Raw genomic sequence first — 16,458 nt, forward strand, 5'->3', positions numbered from 1 at the left:
CGTGCGGTAATGGTGGTTCGCGCTCGGTCGTGAGTGCGTAACAGTGTTCGAACACTGTTACGCACTCACGACCGCTCGGAGGCTGGTCGACGTGGTGGGACGTCGATGCCTCGTCAGCTGAAGCTCAGGCTCCGACGGTGCCGTCGATGGCTTCTCGGATGAGGTCCGCGTGGCCGTTGTGGCGGGCGTACTCGTGGATCAGGTGGAGCATCACCATGCGCAGGGACACGTCCTTGTCCCAGCGGGCGTTGTAGGCCGTCACGTCCAGCGATTCCGCCGCGCGCTCGATCCGCCGGGAGTGCTCGACCTCCTCCTGCCAGGCCGCGAAGGCCTGCTCGCGGGTCGAACCGCTCGGGTCGTACGCCGCCTGGTAGTCGCCGTCGTCCGACCAGACCAGCGGGAGGTCGTGCTCGGCGTTGATGGTGCGGCGGAACCACGTGCGCTCCACCTCGGCCATGTGCCGGACCAGCCCGAGCAGCGACAGCGTCGACGGCGGGCTCGCCGCGCGCCGGAGCTCGTCGTCGCCGAGGCCCTCGCACTTCATCGCCAGCGTTGCGCGGTGGAAGTCCAGGTATCCCCGCAGCATCTCCCGCTCGGCACCGACGACCGGCGGTGCATTCCGCTCCACGACGTTCCTCCTCTGCTCGTCCGCCGATCATCGTGCTGCTCGAATCGCCCGCACAACAGGTTTTCCGCCGACTACGGTGGACCGATGCTCCTCCGCCACGTGACCGTCGACTGCGCCGATCCGTACCGGCTGGCCTCGTTCTGGAGCGGGGTGACCGGCTGGCCGCTCTTCGACGGCGACCAGCCCGGCGACCCCGAAGTCCTGGTGGTGGCCCCGGAGCCGCAGCCGGGGCTGCTGTTCATCCGGGTCCCCGAAAGCAAGCGGGTCAAGAACCGCATCCACCTGGACTGGATGCCCACCGAGCGGACCCGGGACGAGGAGGTGGAGCGCATCCTCGCCCTCGGCGCGACCCTGCACGAGGACCACCGGAAACCGGACGGACTCGGCTGGGTCACCCTGCTGGACCCGGAGGGCAACGAGTTCTGCGTGGAGCGCAGCGCCGCCGAGCGCACCGCCTGAGCCCTGCCCGGAGAACAGACCGGGGCCCACCGCCGCGGGCACCATTTCCGCAGGTGGTGGACCTGAACGGTGGCGAACCACTCCCGCAGACCGGCTCTCAGTGCGAATCGGCGAACTCCACCTGCACCACGTTCGGCACACCCGGCAGCCGTTCGCCGCCGGTCAGCAGCGGGATCGCGGAGCGGTCGTCCAGGAGGTGGCGGCGGAAGAACGCGACGGTGTAGCCGGTCGCGATGCGCCGCTCGGTGGCCTCGTCGAGCTGGCGGTGCTCCTCGTTCGCACCGTCCGTGCTGACGCAGTGGCCGGGCTGCTCGCCGGGGATCGCGTCGTCCGCCGAGGCCACCTGACCGCTGCTCGGGGACCACTGGGTGTTGAAGTAGTTGTGGTTGCCGCCGGTCAGCGTGAAGTTGTAGATGGGGACGTGGTTGCGGTCCCGGTTCCACCTGAAGTACTCCCCGGTGTTGACCTGGTCGCACGTCCCCCGCAGGACCGCGAACGGGACCTCGGTGACCGGCTCGGCGTCCAGCGGCGCGGCCGGGGCGAACGCCACCGTCGCCTTGACCTCGACACCCGCGGGCCATTCGCCGTGCCGCTGGTCGGAAACCTGCTGCAACGCACCGCCACCGCCCATTGAGTGGCCGAGGGTGCCGACCCGATGGAGGTCCAAGTGCCCCCGCAGGCGCGCGAGGTCGCCGACCAGCGGCCCGGTGCCCGTGTCGAGCTGCCGCAGCATCTCCAGGTGCTTGTTCATGAGCGCGGCACGCGCCCGGTAGACGGTCTCGGCCTGCCCGAACCCGGTCGCGTTGAGCCCGTTCGCGCCGGTGGACACCACGACGAACCCCTGCCGCGCGAGCTCCTCGGCCAGGTAGTCGTAGCCGGAGCTGCTGCGCAGCGGCGCCACGCCCACCGGGCACGGCCAAGCCCACAACCGCCCGCTCGCCTCATCGATGATCGCCCGCTGCCGGGCCTGCTCGGCCTCGTCACCGGTCTGCTCGGCCTCCGCCAGCGCCTCCTTGGCCTCGACCAACCTGCGCTGCGCCGGAGCGTCCGCGCAGGTCGTCCAAGAACCGTGCTGCATCACGATCACCGGGTGCTTCCCGCTGAGCTTCGCGGGATAGCGCACCACCGCGGCCAGTTCGGACTTCCCCTCGTACGGAGCCGGAGGCGTGAACGCCTGGTCCCCGAGGTCGTACGCCGAAACCCGCACGTCGTCCGGTGCCGCAACAGCATTCGTGACCAGCACCGATGCGGCGAGCACCGCACCTGCTGCCGCCGTGGAAACCTTCATCACCGACCTCCCGAACCGATGATCGCGGCCGCTCGTCAAGAACCCGCGAAGAAGCCGTGCGGAAGCTGTTCGGCCCGGAAAACCGCCTGCGACCTGGCAGGATCGGCTCAGCAGAATTTTCTTCGGCAGCGGTGTCGATCCCGGCTACCCCCGTTCGATGCACTGACGAGAGCAAGCCAGGAACCACTGAGGAGCACCACATGCGCACCCTGATCAGCACCGCGTTCGTCTCGCTCGACGGCGTCGTCGAGGCCCCCGGCGGGGAGGCCGGTTACCGCAACTCCGGCTGGACCTTCAACGACATCGAGTTCGACCCGGCCGCCTTCGAGATCAAGGGGCGCGAGCAGGAGGAGGCCACCGCGCTGATGATGGGCCGCGTCAGCTACGAGGCGTTCGCCCCGGTGTGGCCGCAGATGACCGAGGACTTCGCGGGCTACAACGCGATGCCGAAGTACGTCGTGTCGACCACGCTCGAGGACGCGGACCTGGTGACCAACTGGGGCGAGACGACCATCCTCCGCTCGCTCGACGACGTCGCCGCGCTGAAGGAGACCGGAGGCGGCCCGATCATCATCAACGGCAGCGCCACGCTGAACCGCAACCTCTCCGACGCAGGCCTGATCGACCGCTACCACCTGCTGCTGTTCCCGGTCCTCCTCGGCGCGGGCAAGAAGCTGTTCAGCGACACCGACAAGGACAAGCAGAACCTGAAGCTGGTCGAGAGCGAGTCCTACTCCAACGGAATCCAGAAGCTCGTCTACGAAGTGATCCGCTGACGTCGTCGCCCGGGGACGAGGGTCTCCACGAAGGCCGTGACGAGCGCGGTGTCGCCCCGGACGAGCTCGGCTCCGAACAGCAGCGCGTGGGTTGATGCTGGTGGTCCGGTCGCGGGCCGGACCACCGCAGCCAGGAGGATGACGGTGGTCCAGGCCCGACGGACCCGGGCGAAAGTTCCCGCCACCGCCGAGCGGGTCACCTAGCTGCTGCCGATCTCCCGGCGAAGCGACGCGGTGAACGCCTGGAGGGCCTGGATCGCCGCGTCCTCGTCCTCGGCCCGCCAGCACGCCTTGACGAAGGCGTTCGCGTGATCGCGAGTCTTCTCCGCGCACAACGTGTGGACGACGGCGCGGCCCCGCTGCAGCTGGGCCTGCCACTCCCGCAGCTCGCTCGGCTCGAACGAGTCGACCCACGCATGGCTCCCGCTGCGGAATTCGAAGATGCTCGTCCCCGCGCTGACCATCTCAGCGGCCCCGGAGAGCTTCTGATCGCGGAGCCACTTCCCGTGCTCGGCCCGGCTCTTGATCCAAGCGCCGAGCAGCGCACCCGAGAACCCCAGCAACGCACCGATGATCCCGGCCAGAACGTTGATCATGCAACGCAGGCTAGGGGCTCTCGCCGGTTCAACGCTCGGGTTCGCCCCCTCCGAAGGGAGTCGTCCCGGCTTCCAAGGTCCACCGCTGGAACAGCGGCAGCAGCTCGGCGGCCACCACGGACCGCAAGCCGTCCGGCGTGGGCACCACGACCCGCATCGCTGGGTAGTAGTCCGCGAACACCTGCCGATCCCGCCCGCACGGGCCGGTGACCCCGCGTCCGTCGTTGCCGACCGCGACGATGCACTCCAGCTGCCGCGCGCCCTGCGCCCGGGCCGAGCCGATCGCGACCAGCTCGGCGCACGGGCCACCGGTGAAGTGGTAGAGGTTCACGCCGGTGAACGTGCGGGAATCGGCCCGCACCGCGGCGCCCATCGTGTGGACACCGTCACCGCCCGGCTCGGCGTCGGTGTTCTCGTCGATCGTTCGGCGGGCGAGCTCGACCAGTTCGCGCTCGTCGTCGTTGAGCGGTCGCGCCGAAGGCGGTACGTGCACGCTGACTTCCTCCCTGCCGGTCCGGACGCCACCTTCGTCCAGCGCGCGGCCCGCCCGCAACCGAAATTCCTCAGGGGGCGTGCCCCTTGTAAGCGGCGAGGACCTCGCGCAGCGGGCCCTGCATCCGCATCCGGCCCTCGTCCATCCAGATCGCCGAGGTGCACAGCTCCAGCAGGAGTTCATCGGCGTGCGAGGCGAACATCAGGATGCCCGAGCGGTTCACCAGGTCGACCAGGCGCTGCCGGGCCTTGGCGACGAAGGCCGCGTCGACCGCGCCCAAGCCCTCGTCGAGGATCAAGATCTCCGGGTCGATCGTGGTCACCACGCCGAGCGCCAGCCGCACCCGCATGCCCGCGGAGTAGGTCCGCAGCGGCATCGCCAGGTAGTCGCCGAGCTCGGTGAACTCGGCGATGTCGGCCACCCGCCGCTGCATCTGCTTGCGGGTCATCCCGAGGAACAGGCCGCGGATGATGATGTTCTCGTAGCCGGAGACCTCCGGGTCCATCCCCACCCCCAGGTCGAAGACCGGCGCGACCTTCCCGACGATCCGCGCGCTGCCGCGCGTCGGCTCGTAGATCCCGGACAGCAGCCGCAGCAGCGTGGACTTGCCCGCCCCGTTGTGCCCGACCAGAGCAACCCGGTCGCCGTCGCACAGCGACAGGGTGATGTCCCGCAGCGCCTCGACGATCGGCACCCACGCCCCGGTGCCGATCTTGCCGCCGACCTTGCCCAGCACCTTCTTCTTCAGCGACCGCGTCTTGGCGTCGAAGATCGGGAAGTCGACGCAGGCGTCCCGCACCTCGATGCTCACCATGCTCCGGAGTCGCTGAACAAGCTGCTGGCCGCCGCCGAGCACGTGCTGAGCACCGGGGGCATCGACGAGTTCACCGTGGCGGCGGTGGCCGAGCACGCGGGCGTGTCCGTGGGCGCGATCTACCGGCGGTTCACCGGCAAGGAGAAGCTGCTCCAAGCGGTCAAGGAACAGCTGATGGCGCAGCTGGAAACCACCGTCGCGGAAGCGCTCGGCTCAGCCCGCCCCGAACTGGCCGACCTCATCGGCGCCTTCACCCGAGCGATGGCGGACACGTTCTCGCACCACACCCGGACCTTCCCGGAGCTCCTCAGCGGCCAACGCGCCGAAGGGGTCGAACGCGGCCTGCAAGCACTCGCGACGATCCAGCAATTACTGACCGAGGCCGCGAAACCCCACCTGGACGACATCCGCCGCCCCGACCCCGAACTGGCCCTGCGCGTGGCGACCCGAACCATCATCAGCTCCTGCGTGCACCGCGCAGCCACCTGCCAGTCGTGGCCGGACGACCTCTCCTGGCCGGAATGGGCCGACGAGACAGCGGAAATCGCCCTGTCCTACCTGACCTCTCCCGCCGAGTGAGCGAAAGCCCCCTCGAACGCGCAGGGTTCAGGCTCCATGCCGAACGACCGAACGGCGGAGGATCAGATCGCGCCGAGGTCGATCTCGACCGTGAACGGCGCGACAGCCCTGACCACACCGGCGAACACGTCACCTTCGCGATAGACGCGGCTGGCCGGATCGAGGAGATAGGTGTAAACCAGCGGAACACCCGTGGCGCTCTGCTCCACCCGCCAGTAGAAGAGGATGCCTGCCTCGGCGTACTGGGCGACCTTCACAATCCGGTCGGTGGTCTCCGAACCGGGCGAGACGATCTCGACCACGAGCAGCACGTGCTCGGGCCGGGTCGGCGTGATGTCGAGGGTGTCGGCTCGATAAACGACCACATCCGGGCGACGGTTGGTCAGCGGGACATCCTGCAGGCGGACGTCGAAGGCCGTATCCGCGTTCCACTCCGGCCCAGCGGCTGCTTCCAGGGCGTTCGCCAGAATCCGCGCCATGCGATTGTGCCGCTTGGAGGCGCTGGGGCTCACAACGACCATCCCGTCCACGATCTCGATACCCGCGCACTGCTCTTCCGACCAGGAGTCGTACTGCTCCGCAGTGACCTGCGCGTGCATCCACGCCGGCGCAATCATCTCAGCGGTCACGGCGTACCCCCTTGACATAGCCAACGGACGGATAGCGCTCAGCTCAGGCTACTGCGTTTCAAGCAGAGCAAGCAGGACTCGTTCGGAGGGCCGACCACCACCGCCAACCCTGCGCGGACTCCGACCATCCACGACCAACTGGACGAACCCCGAAAACGACTCTGCGGCGGGAGCCGAGATCATCGATCTCGGCTCCCGCCGCAGGTCAGCGGGCTGAGCCCGGCGGAGCCGCCTGAGGGAATCGAACCCTCGACCTACGCATTACGAGTGCGTCGCTCTGGCCGACTGAGCTAAGGCGGCATTGCGCGGTCAAGTGTAGCGGGCTCCCCTGCGGGCTCACGCGCGGGCCCCGGGTTGCGCGAAGTCGGGCGTCACCCGGGGCCCGGGGCGTCGTTGAGATCACAGTGATGCTTGTCACTCGACCTGGAGGGGGTCGGATGCGCGCTGTTCGCCGGTTCGGCGTGTGCACCGCCGTGTCGTTGGCCGTAGCTGGGCTTTCGCTGCCCGCCGCCTTCGCGCAGAGTTCTCCGCCGACCACTCCCATCCCGTCGCCGGTCGATCCCGGTCAGCCCCCTGCTTCCGTGCCGACCCCGGCTCCCGGGCCGATCGTGGCCGATGCCGGGACCTTGATCGGGGTCGTCCGGGTGCTGCCGAACACCGTGCCGACCGAGTCGATCATCGACGACCCGGAGTTCGAGGAGAAGCTGCCGAAGCAGGCGGTCGCCGAGGCGGGCATGGGGCGGGCCGTCGCGCAGGCCAACTCCACGGCCTACTTCGCGCACGAGCGGGCCGTCGCCGAGGCCTCGCCGTTCGGGGTCGCGGTGTTCGGGAAGTCGCCGCAGCTGCCGGTCGGGTTGGCGCAGGCCGCGCTGCCGGACCGGGCCGAGCCGATCAGGTCGAGCATGCAGCCGCCCAGCTCCCCGGCCGATCAGCTGGTCAAGCTCAGCGGCTTGGACGGCAGCGTGCACGCCCGGTGGGACAAGGAGGCCGGGCCGTGCGTGTCGCCGATCGCCGACGCCCGGTACTCGATGGGCAGCGCATCGGCCGTGAACGCGCTGCCGGAGGGGCTGTCGCTGGGCGGGCTGCTCAACGGCGGGAAGCCCGCCGAGGACGGCGCCGGGTCGCTTCTGCACGTGCCGAACTCCGCCGAAGCGCACTCCAACGTGCAGCTCGTCGACGTGCCCGGGCAGGTCGGCAAGGCCGTCCAGTCCACCTCGAACCTGCAGCTGGCCAGCGTCCGGCTGTTCGCCGGGACCCCGCAGGAGATCCGGGTCGACGTGGTCGGGACGCCGCGGCTGACCGCCACCGCCACCGGTGCCCCGGCGACGTCCACTGTGGAGTACGAGGCACCGGTGCTGCGGGTTTCGCGGGGTGGTGAGCAGCTCGGCGTGCTCGACGCCGCGCACCCGGCCCTGGACGTCCCGCCGCCCGGGCTCGACCGGCGCGTGCTCGACGCCGGGGTGCTGCGGCTGAGCGTCGGCGAGCTGAAGCAGGACGTCGTGGACACCGAAGTTCGCGCCGCGGCGCGGCTTTTCGACCTGCAGGTCCTGCGGGGGCACGCGGTCGGGCTGCCGACCTCGCTGCTGCAGGTCTCCTTCGGCGAGCAGGTCGTCCGGGCCGGTGCCCCGGCCGGTGGCGTGGACTGCACGACCGCACCGGTGCCACCGGCGCCGGACCCGGCGGGCACCAACCCGCAGGCGGTCCAGCCCCTGGCGCTCACCAGCAGCGGCTACTACGCGATCCCGCTGTTCTGGACCGGCACCGGTCTGCTGCTCCTGGGCTCGATCATCATCGCCGTCCTCCCCCGCAGGCGGGCCTGAGCAGCGATCAGCCCATGTGGAGGGTGGCGAGCATGGCTTCCACCGCGATGATCGGCTTGACGTTCTGCGTCAGGGCGACCCGGCACTCCAGGACCGCGTCCAAGCGGCGGAGGGCCGACTCCGACGTCCACTCGGCCGCCGCTTGGGCGATCGAGCGCTCGAAGTCCGGGTGGTTCAGCGGGGCGGACGAGCCCGCGCGGGTCACCAGGACGTCGCGGTAGAAGCCCGCCAGGTCCACCAGGGCCAGGTCCAGGGCGTCGCGCTGGGAACGGGTGGCGCGGGACTTCTGGCGCTTCTCCAGCTCCTTCAGCGCCGCGTTGGCCCCGCGGGTGGCCGCGGCGGTGCCCTTGCCGGTGCCGCCCGCGCCCATCGCCGTCTTCAGCTCTTCCTTCTCCGCCTCGTTGCGGTCCTCGTTGGCCGTGACCGCCTCGGTCTCGGCCAGCTTCACCAGGCCGGTCGCGGCGGTGAAGACGTCCGAGAACCTGCGCAGCCCCAGCGGGATGCGCAGCACCGACTCGCGCCGCTCGCGCGCCTCCTCGTCGGTCGCCAGCCGCCGCGCGCGGCCGATGTGACCGCCGCACACCGAGGCCGCCCACTGCGCCAGCTGGGCGTCAACGCCGTCGCGCTCGTGCAGCACCTCGGCGATCGCGCTGGCCAGGGGCGTGCGCAGCTGCACCACGCGGCACCGGGAGCGGATCGTCACGGACACGTCTTCCGGGTGGTCCGACGGAGCGCAGAGCAGGAACACCGTGCGCGGGGGCGGCTCTTCCACCGCTTTGAGCAGCGCGTTCGCCGCGCCTTCGGTGAGGCGGTCGGAGTCCTCGATGAGCACGACGCGCCACTGGCCGGTGGTCGGGCGGCGAGCCGCCGCCTGCACCAGGGAGCGCATCTCCGCGACCGAGATCGACAGGCCCTCCGGCACCACCAGGCGCACGTCGGCGTGGGTGCCGTGCATGACCGTCCGGCACGCCGTGCAGCTCCCGCAGCCCACGACATCGGAGTCCGTGCACTGCAGGGCCGCGGCGAAGGCGCGCGCCGCGATCGAGCGGCCCGAGCCGGGCGGGCCGGTGAACAGCCAGGCGTGCGTCATGGCGCCGGGCGGGACCGGTTCGCCGCGGACCTGGCGGCGGGCCGCGGACACCGCGGCGTGCAGCGTCCGCACCGCGTCGGGCTGCCCGACGACCTCCGCCCACACCCCGGTGTTCAGCTGCTCCGGAGCGTCGGTCCGCATCGCGTCGCCTCCCGTGGGTCGTGAGTGCGAAAACCGGCTGGAGGCGGCTTCCGCACTCACGACTCTACGGTGCCACCCCGACCGCGAACGGAGGCCTCAGCTCAGCAGCACCGCGCTCGTGGCGCGGTCAAGGCATCCGGGTAGACGCGCACCGGCGGCAACGCTTGCGTGCCGTCCGGGCGGACGGCACGTCACGACGACTTCGAGGAGCTGGCCCGCTTCTTGGTCGCCGTGCTGGTCGTCTTGCTCGTGGTCTTCTTCGCCGTGCTGGTCGACTTGGTGGTCGTCTTCTTGGCCGCCGCGGTGGTCTTCTTCGCCGGGGCCTTCTTCTTGGCCGGGGCCTTGGCCCGCCGCTCCGCGAGCAGCTCCACCGCGCGGTCCATGGTCAACGACTCCACGTCATCGCCCTTGCGCAGCGACGCGTTGGTCTCGCCGTCGGTGACGTACGGGCCGAACCGGCCGTCCTTGATCACCAGCGGCTTCCCGGTGTCCGGGGCCTCGCCGAGCTCGCGCAGCGGCGCCGCGGCGGCCCGCCGACCGCGCTGCTTGGGCTGCTCGTAGATCTTCAGCGCCTCTTCCAGGGTGATCGAGAAGATCTGCTCCTCGGTCTCCAGGGACCGCGAGTCCGTGCCCTTCTTCAGGTACGGGCCGTAGCGGCCGTTCTGCGCGGTGATCTCGTTGCCGCTCTCCGGGTCCTTGCCCACCACGCGCGGCAGCGACAGCAGCTTCAGCGCGTCGTCGAGGGTGACGGTGTCCAGCGACATCGACTTGAACAGGCTGCCGGTGCGCGGCTTGCCCTTGCTGCCCTCCGGCAGGACCTCGGTGACGTACGGCCCGAAGCGGCCCTCCTTAGCCACCACCTCGTGGCCCGTCTCCGGGTCGGTGCCCAGGCTGCGGCCCTCCATCGGCGTCGAGAACAGCTTCTCCGCGATCTCCACGGTCAGCTCGTCCGGCGGCAGGTCGTCGGGCAGGTTCGCCCGCTGCGACGACTCGTCCTCCAGGGTCCGCTCCAGGTACGGCCCGTAGCGGCCGACGCGCACGTAGACGGTGCGGTCGTGGTCGTCGGTGAACATCGGGATCGAGTTGATCTCCCGCGGGTCGATCTCCTCGACGCCCGAGCCGACCAGCTTCTTCAGCCCACCGGCGCGGCCGATCGAGCCCTCCGGGCCCACGTCGCCGCCGAAGTAGAAGCCGGACAGCCAGCTGGTGCGCTGCTCGCGCCCCTCGGCGATGCGGTCCAGCTCGTCCTCCAGCGCCGCGGTGAAGTCGTAGTCCACCAGGCGCTCGAAGTGCTTCTCCAGCAGCCCGACCACGGCGAAGGCGATCCACGACGGGACCAGGGCGGAGCCCTTCTTCCACACGTAGCCGCGCTCCTGCACGGTGCTGATGATCGAGGCGTAGGTCGACGGGCGGCCGATGCCCAGCTCTTCCATCGTCTTGACCAGGCTGGCCTCGGTGAAGCGCGGCGGCGGGTTGGTGGTGTGCCCGTCCGGCGACAGCTCCGGCGCGGTGACCGGCTGGTCCTTGACCAGCTGCGGCAGCCGCGACTCGGCGTCGTCGGCGACCCCACCGGCCTCCGAGTCGACCGCCTCGACGTAGGCCTTCAGGAAGCCCGCGAAGGTGATGGTGCGGCCCGAGGCGGCGAAGGTGCACTCCTCGCCGCTGGTCGCGGTGCCGGTGATGCGCACCGACAGGGTGGTGCCCTTGGCGTCGGCCATCTGGGAGGCGATGGTGCGCTGCCAGATCAGCTCGTACAGCTTGAAGCCGTCGACGTCGTTGCCCAGCTCGGCGGCGACCGCGCCGGGGGTGCGGAAGCTCTCGCCCGCCGGGCGGATCGCCTCGTGCGCCTCCTGCGCGTTCTTCACCTTGCGGGTGTACTGGCGCGGCTGCGGCGACAGGTACTGCTCGCCGTAGAGGTCGCGGGCCTGGTTGCGCGCCGCCGCGATCGCCGTCTCCGACAGCGTCGTGGAGTCGGTACGCATGTAGGTGATGTAACCGTTCTCGTACAGCCGCTGCGCCGTGCGCATCGTGCGGTCCGCCGAGAAGCGCAGCTTGCGGCTGGCCTCCTGCTGCAGCGTGGAGGTCATGAACGGCGCGTACGGCTTCCGCGTGTACGGCTTCTCCTCGACGCTGGAGACGTGCAGCTGCACGTCGGTCAGCGCCGCGGCCAGCGCGCGGGCCTCGGCCTCGGTCAGCACCCGGGTGTCGGAGTTCTTCAGCTGCCCGTCCGGGCCGAAGTCGCGGCCGGTGGCCAGCTTCGCGCCGTCCACCGTGACCAGGCGGGCACCGAAGCGGCGCGGCGAGGCGTCCGGACCGGCGTCCATCGTCGCCGAGATGTCCCAGTAGTCGGCCGGGACGAACTTGATCCGCTCGCGCTCGCGCTCCACCACGATCCGGGTCGCCACCGACTGCACGCGGCCCGCCGACAGCTTCGGCATGACCTTCTTCCACAGCACCGGGCTGACCTCGTAGCCGTACAGCCGGTCCAGGATTCGGCGGGTCTCCTGCGCGTCCACCAGGTCGTGGTCCAGGTCGCGCGGGTTGGCCGCGGCCGCCTGGATCGCCGACTCGGTGATCTCGTGGAACACCATCCGGCGCACCGGCACCTTCGGCTTCAGCGTCTCCAGCAGGTGCCAGGCGATCGCCTCGCCCTCGCGGTCGCCGTCAGTGGCGAGGTAGAGCTCGTCGACCTGCTTGAGCGCGTCCTTCAGCTCGGTGACCGTGGACTTCTTGTCGGCGGAGACCAGGTAGAGCGGTTCGAAGTCGTTGTCGACGTCCACGCCGAGGCGGGCCCACGCCTGGCCCTTGTACTTCTCCGGCACGTCCTTGGCGTTCTTGGGCAGGTCGCGGATGTGGCCGCGGGAGGACTCCACGATGAAGTTCGAGCCCAGGTAGGAGGCGATCTTCTTGGCCTTCGCAGGCGACTCGACGATCACCAGGCGCCGACCACCGGAGCCCGCCCCGTTGGCGGACCCGGAAGCCCGGCCGGTCCCGCCAGCCTTCTTCGTCCGTGTCGACCCAGCCACGCTTACCCGCTCTCTTCTCCCGGAAGCATCCTTTGCTACCCGACAAGTTCCTCAGTGTGCCCCGTGCGCAGTTCCGAACGCCGCCCGGGAAGGCACAGGGTTGCACATAACACGCCCATGCACGTCGGCGTCTTGCCTTACGAACGTATCGGGTGACGAACGTGTTCCGTTGCGTGACCTGGCGTGATATGCGTCAAATCGGTCACGACACGAGCGGCCACGTTCGCTCGATCGCACCATCGGGCGTCGGGCCGACGAGCTCGGCCAGCCGCGCCAGGCGGCGGCGCCCGGTGACGCGCAGCGCCGGGCCACCGGCGCGCGGACCGACCGGCTTGGCCGGGAGGCCGCAGCCGAGCAGCGCCGCGGCCAGCGGCGCGTGCGTGTCGGGGGCGTGCGGGTCGAGCCCGAGGCGGTAGCCGGTGGGCTCGGCGGAGCCCGCGGTCAGCGCCCAGATGCGCAGGGCGGCGCCGTCCGGGACGTAGCCGTCGGGGACGGACTTCACCGCGCCGCGCAGCCACTGCGCGGCGAGGCCGGTCAGGTCGGCGCGGAACGCGGTGCGGATCAGCGGACGGCCTTCGTCGGAGCGGCCGAGCTCGGCTTCCACGCCGCGCTGCGCGCACGCCTCGACCAGGGACCGGGCGCGCCACTCGGCGTCGACCACGACCGACAGCCGGGCTGCGGTCCCGCGGCCGAAGCCGACCGCCTGCCCGGGCCCGCACAGCATGCCCGCCAGGTCAGCGATGACGGGCTGCCGCGCCTCGGCCGAGTAGAAGGACAGCTGGTCCACGGCCCGCATGCTAGAACAGCAGTTCGAGCTGCGCCACGGTTTCCACCCATTTGAGCGAGCGGGCACCGCAGTTTCACTGGAAACTGCAGCGGCACCGGGCGCGGAGACCACAACTTCCATTGAAATCGGAGGTCTGATTTCAATGGAAGTTGCGGCGGTCAGCGGGGTGGTTGTTGCTGCTGGGGCTTGGTGAAGAAGGGCTGGCACTCGGGGGCCCGGTGGGCCGCCGCGTTGAGCTGCTGGTTCTGCTCCAGCTGGACGAACTTGTCCTTCAGGTCGAGCTTGCTGCCCTTGTCGAGCTCCTGCTGGACCGCGGTCATGCCCTGCTGGAACCGCTGCTTGTCGGTCGGGTCGGCCTGCTCGGCCTTCTCGCGCGCCCCGCGCAGCAGGTCGCGGACCTGCGTGAAGCCCTCCTGGAACCCGGCGCTGACCTGCCCGGCGCCTTCGACCGGCGGGGCGCCGAGGCCCTGCAGACCGCGCACCGTGTCATCAGCGGATTGCGCGGCGGTGTCGATGCGCTTGATCACCGAGTCCTTCACCGTGGCGGTGTTGCTCCGGTCCAGCTCCGGCAGGTTCTTCTGGGCCGTGCTGAAGCCGCTGACCAGGCCGCACATCTTGCCGGTCCAGGCGACCGCCTCCGCGCTCGGCGCGGGCGGCTGCGGGGCCTGCGGCGGGGCGCCCGCCGGGCCTCCGGCGCAGCCCGCCAGCACGAGCGGGGCTGCGGCCAGCGCCGCGATCGACGTCGAACGTAGCTTCATGCGCACTCCTCGCACAGATCGCCAGTTGCCTTCGGCGTGCGGCCCAGACTCTCCCCCACCCGCGACCGCGCCCCGGAGCCCGGGGTGCGCTCTCCGCCGAAGGCCCAGCGCACGGCGAAGGGCGCCTCCCCCGGCGGGGAAGACGCCCTTCGAACCGACCGGCGCGCTTAGGAGGGTGCGCCGTTGATCGCCTTGTCGTCGGACGGGGATGACTCCGCGATCGACGTCGAGCGCCGCTTGGAGACCACCACCGCGACGACGATCACCGCGACCGCCACCACCGCGATGCCGATGCGCACCGGGTGGTTCGCGCCAGCACCGACGGAGAAGGCCACCACGGCCGGTGCGATCAGCACGGACACCAGGTTCATGACCTTCAGCAGCGGGTTGATCGCCGGGCCCGCGGTGTCCTTGAACGGGTCGCCGACGGTGTCGCCGATGACCGTGGCGGCGTGCGCCTCGGAGCCCTTGCCGCCGTGGTAGCCGTCCTCGACCAGCTTCTTCGAGTTGTCCCAGGCACCACCGGAGTTGGCCAGGAAGATGGCCATCAGGGTGCCGGTGGCGATGGCACCGGCGAGGTAACCGGCCAGCGGGCCGACGCCGAGGCCGAAGCCGACCGCGATCGGCGCCATCACCGCGAGCAGACCCGGCGTGGCCAGCTCGCGCAGCGAGTCGCGGGTGCAGATGTCGACCACCCGTCCGTACTCCGGGCGCTCCGAGCCGTCCATGATGCCCGGCTTGTCCTTGAACTGGCGGCGCACCTCGTAGACCACCGCGCCCGCGGCGCGCGAGACGGCGTTGATCGCCAGCCCGGAGAACAGGAACACCACGGCGGCACCGATGACCACGCCCACCAGCACGTTCGGCGCGTAGACGAAGAACTCCGAGATGCCGAGCTGGCCGCCCACGTCCACCAGCGCCGCACCGATCGCATCGGTGTAGGAGCCGAACAGCGCGGTCGCGGCCAGCACCGCGGTGGCGATCGCGATGCCCTTGGTGATCGCCTTGGTGGTGTTGCCGACCGCGTCGAGCTCGGTGAGGATCTTCGCGCCCTCACCCTCGACGTCGCCGGACATCTCCGCGATGCCCTGCGCGTTGTCGCTGACCGGGCCGAAGGTGTCCATCGCGACGATCACGCCGACGGTGGTCAGCAGACCGCACCCGGCCAGCGCGATGGCGAACAGCGCCACCGGCAGCGAACCGGACAGCAGGAACGCGCCGAACACCGCCGCGCCGATGATCAGCGCGGTGTACACGGCGGATTCGAAGCCGACCGACAGCCCGGAGAGGATCACCGTCGCCGCGCCGGTCAGCGACGACTTGCCGACGTCGCGCACCGGGCGGTGCTCGGTCGCGGTGAAGTAGCCGGTCAGCTTGAGGATGACCACCGCGAGCAGGATGCCGATGATCACCGCGACGAGCGCGATCACCGCCGGGTTGCCGCTGGCCTGCTGCAGGGCCGGCGAGACGCCGTTGAGGTCGGCGAAGGAGCTGGGCAGGTACAGCAGCGCGGCGACCGCGCAGAGCACCGCCGAGATCGCCGCCGAGATGTAGAACGACCGGTTGATCGCGACCAGCGCGTTCTCCCCGCTGCGGGCCTTGGTGATGTAGACGCCGATCACCGCGGTCAGCACGCCGATGGCGGGCACGATCAGCGGGAACAGCAGGCCGTGCAGGCCGAACGCGGCGGTGCCGAGGATCAGCGAGGCGACCAGGGTCACCGCGTAGGACTCGAACAGGTCGGCCGCCATCCCGGCGCAGTCGCCGACGTTGTCACCGACGTTGTCGGCGATGGTGGCGGCGTTGCGCGGGTCGTCCTCGGGGATGTTCTGCTCGACCTTGCCGACCAGGTCGGCACCCACGTCGGCGGCCTTGGTGAAGATGCCGCCGCCGACTCGCATGAACATGGCCAGCAGGGCGGCGCCGAAGCCGAAGCCCTCCAGCACGCGCGGCGCGCCACCGGCGTAGACCAGCACCACGAGCGCGGCGCCGAACAGGCCGAGGCCGACCGTGGTCATGCCGACCACGCCGCCGGTGCGGAACGCGACGCGCATCGCCTTCTCGCGCCCCTCACCGGCTTCGCGGGCGGCAGCCGCGACGCGCACGTTCGCGCGGGTGGACAGCCACATGCCGAGGTAGCCGATGACGGCGGAGAACGCGGCGCCGAACAGGAAGAAGATCGAGCGGCCGATCTGCTCGCCGACCGTCTCCGCGGGCAGCGCGAACAGCAGCAGGAACACGACCACCGCGAAGATCGCCAGGGTGCGGAACTGCCGGTTCAGGTAGGCCGAAGCGCCTTCCTGCACGCCCTTGGCGATGTCCTGCATCTTGGCCGTGCCCTGGCCGGCGGACAGCACCTCCTTGATCAGGACGTAGCCGAAGGCCAACGCGGCCAGGGCGATCACCATCACCACTCCGACCACTGCGTAGTCGGCGCCGCCGAGTTCGATTCCGGAGGCTTGTTGGGCGAGGTCCATCCGGGTTTGCGAGCTCGGTGGTGCAGCGCCCTGGGCCCAGCCGTGCTGGACCGGGGTGAGCAGGGACATCCGTCCTCCTGGGTTGTGCTCGGTTCAG

Annotated in this window: 15 protein-coding genes and 1 tRNA gene; 4 read left to right on the forward strand and 12 right to left on the reverse strand. The window is 70.5% G+C overall.

Annotation, left to right across the window (positions count from 1 at the left end):
• Positions 1 to 124: 124 nt before the first annotated feature.
• Positions 125 to 586 carry a DinB family protein gene (locus F1721_RS25345; protein WP_150069332.1) on the reverse strand — a complete coding sequence of 154 codons (462 nt, stop codon included), beginning with the start codon at positions 584 to 586 and terminating at the stop codon, positions 125 to 127.
• Positions 587 to 712: 126 nt separating this feature from the next.
• Here F1721_RS25345 and F1721_RS25350 point away from each other — a divergent pair, with 126 nt between their 5' ends.
• Positions 713 to 1,087, forward strand: a complete 375-nt coding sequence (locus F1721_RS25350) for a VOC family protein (protein WP_150069277.1) — start codon at positions 713 to 715, stop codon at positions 1,085 to 1,087.
• Between the two features lie 97 nt (positions 1,088 to 1,184).
• On the opposite strand, the gene F1721_RS25355 is transcribed toward F1721_RS25350, so the two are convergent.
• On the reverse strand, positions 1,185 to 2,375 hold the full coding sequence (locus F1721_RS25355; protein ID WP_150069278.1) for an alpha/beta hydrolase family protein: 1,191 nt from the start codon (positions 2,373 to 2,375) through the stop codon (positions 1,185 to 1,187).
• Between the two features lie 200 nt (positions 2,376 to 2,575).
• Between F1721_RS25355 and F1721_RS25360 the strand changes: the two genes are divergently transcribed.
• A complete protein-coding gene (locus F1721_RS25360) occupies positions 2,576 to 3,151 on the forward strand; it encodes a dihydrofolate reductase family protein (RefSeq protein ID WP_150069279.1) in 576 nt (191 codons plus the stop codon).
• Positions 3,152 to 3,351: 200 nt separating this feature from the next.
• Here F1721_RS25360 and F1721_RS25370 read toward each other — a convergent pair whose 3' ends face one another.
• The 3 genes from F1721_RS25370 to wzt form a co-directional block, all read right to left on the reverse strand.
• Complete coding sequence (locus tag F1721_RS25370; RefSeq protein WP_150069281.1) at positions 3,352 to 3,747, reverse strand: hypothetical protein; 396 nt, start codon at positions 3,745 to 3,747, stop codon at positions 3,352 to 3,354.
• A 28-nt stretch (positions 3,748 to 3,775) separates the two neighbouring features.
• On the reverse strand, positions 3,776 to 4,240 hold the full coding sequence (locus F1721_RS25375; protein WP_211840616.1) for a cytidine deaminase family protein: 465 nt from the start codon (positions 4,238 to 4,240) through the stop codon (positions 3,776 to 3,778).
• 70 nt (positions 4,241 to 4,310) lie between these two features.
• A complete protein-coding gene (gene wzt / locus F1721_RS25380) occupies positions 4,311 to 5,054 on the reverse strand; it encodes a galactan export ABC transporter ATP-binding subunit Wzt/RfbE (RefSeq protein WP_150069282.1) in 744 nt (247 codons plus the stop codon).
• A 42-nt stretch (positions 5,055 to 5,096) separates the two neighbouring features.
• Here wzt and F1721_RS25385 point away from each other — a divergent pair, with 42 nt between their 5' ends.
• Positions 5,097 to 5,633 carry a TetR/AcrR family transcriptional regulator gene (locus tag F1721_RS25385; RefSeq protein WP_246155290.1) on the forward strand — a complete coding sequence of 179 codons (537 nt, stop codon included), beginning with the start codon at positions 5,097 to 5,099 and terminating at the stop codon, positions 5,631 to 5,633.
• 62 nt (positions 5,634 to 5,695) lie between these two features.
• Here the strand turns inward: F1721_RS25385 and F1721_RS25390 are convergent, their stop codons facing one another.
• Together F1721_RS25390 and F1721_RS25395 are read right to left on the reverse strand one after the other, a co-directional pair.
• Positions 5,696 to 6,262 carry a Uma2 family endonuclease gene (locus F1721_RS25390; RefSeq protein ID WP_150069283.1) on the reverse strand — a complete coding sequence of 189 codons (567 nt, stop codon included), beginning with the start codon at positions 6,260 to 6,262 and terminating at the stop codon, positions 5,696 to 5,698.
• 226 nt (positions 6,263 to 6,488) lie between these two features.
• Positions 6,489 to 6,562, reverse strand: a tRNA-Thr gene (locus tag F1721_RS25395).
• Between the two features lie 281 nt (positions 6,563 to 6,843).
• Here F1721_RS25395 and F1721_RS25400 point away from each other — a divergent pair.
• Complete coding sequence (locus F1721_RS25400) at positions 6,844 to 8,082, forward strand: hypothetical protein (RefSeq protein ID WP_246155291.1); 1,239 nt, start codon at positions 6,844 to 6,846, stop codon at positions 8,080 to 8,082.
• Positions 8,083 to 8,089: 7 nt separating this feature from the next.
• Here F1721_RS25400 and F1721_RS25405 read toward each other — a convergent pair whose 3' ends face one another.
• The 5 genes from F1721_RS25405 to F1721_RS25425 form a co-directional block, all read right to left on the reverse strand.
• Positions 8,090 to 9,313: a DNA polymerase III subunit delta' gene (locus F1721_RS25405; protein ID WP_150069285.1), complete on the reverse strand. Its 1,224-nt coding sequence runs from the start codon at positions 9,311 to 9,313 to the stop codon at positions 8,090 to 8,092.
• Positions 9,314 to 9,504: 191 nt separating this feature from the next.
• Entirely contained in the window at positions 9,505 to 12,339 is a 2,835-nt protein-coding gene (topA, locus tag F1721_RS25410) for a type I DNA topoisomerase (protein ID WP_387513184.1), read from the reverse strand.
• Between the two features lie 202 nt (positions 12,340 to 12,541).
• Positions 12,542 to 13,135, reverse strand: a complete 594-nt coding sequence (locus tag F1721_RS25415) for a hypothetical protein (RefSeq protein WP_211840617.1) — start codon at positions 13,133 to 13,135, stop codon at positions 12,542 to 12,544.
• A 149-nt stretch (positions 13,136 to 13,284) separates the two neighbouring features.
• Positions 13,285 to 13,884, reverse strand: coding sequence for a hypothetical protein (locus F1721_RS25420; RefSeq protein ID WP_150069287.1), 600 nt, complete (start codon positions 13,882 to 13,884; stop codon positions 13,285 to 13,287).
• 167 nt (positions 13,885 to 14,051) lie between these two features.
• Entirely contained in the window at positions 14,052 to 16,430 is a 2,379-nt protein-coding gene (locus tag F1721_RS25425; protein ID WP_150069288.1) for a sodium-translocating pyrophosphatase, read from the reverse strand.
• Positions 16,431 to 16,458: the final 28 nt, after the last annotated feature.

The organism is Saccharopolyspora hirsuta, assembly GCF_008630535.1.
In the GTDB taxonomy this organism is placed as follows: Bacteria; Actinomycetota; Actinomycetes; order Mycobacteriales; family Pseudonocardiaceae; genus Saccharopolyspora; species Saccharopolyspora hirsuta.

What these genes read in the sequence shown, in the direction of transcription:
- F1721_RS25360 (WP_150069279.1), top strand. Translation starts at nt 2,576, where the DNA reads ATGCGCACCCTGATCAGCACCGCGTTCGTCTCGCTCGACGGCGTCGTC.
- wzt (WP_150069282.1), bottom strand. Translation starts at nt 5,054, where the DNA reads ATGGTGAGCATCGAGGTGCGGGACGCCTGCGTCGACTTCCCGATCTTC.
- F1721_RS25415 (WP_211840617.1), bottom strand. Translation starts at nt 13,135, where the DNA reads ATGCGGGCCGTGGACCAGCTGTCCTTCTACTCGGCCGAGGCGCGGCAG.
- F1721_RS25345 (WP_150069332.1), bottom strand. Translation starts at nt 586, where the DNA reads ATGCTGCGGGGATACCTGGACTTCCACCGCGCAACGCTGGCGATGAAG.
- F1721_RS25350 (WP_150069277.1), top strand. Translation starts at nt 713, where the DNA reads ATGCTCCTCCGCCACGTGACCGTCGACTGCGCCGATCCGTACCGGCTG.
- F1721_RS25355 (WP_150069278.1), bottom strand. Translation starts at nt 2,375, where the DNA reads ATGAAGGTTTCCACGGCGGCAGCAGGTGCGGTGCTCGCCGCATCGGTG.
- F1721_RS25420 (WP_150069287.1), bottom strand. Translation starts at nt 13,884, where the DNA reads ATGAAGCTACGTTCGACGTCGATCGCGGCGCTGGCCGCAGCCCCGCTC.
- F1721_RS25425 (WP_150069288.1), bottom strand. Translation starts at nt 16,430, where the DNA reads ATGTCCCTGCTCACCCCGGTCCAGCACGGCTGGGCCCAGGGCGCTGCA.
- F1721_RS25405 (WP_150069285.1), bottom strand. Translation starts at nt 9,313, where the DNA reads ATGCGGACCGACGCTCCGGAGCAGCTGAACACCGGGGTGTGGGCGGAG.
- F1721_RS25370 (WP_150069281.1), bottom strand. Translation starts at nt 3,747, where the DNA reads ATGATCAACGTTCTGGCCGGGATCATCGGTGCGTTGCTGGGGTTCTCG.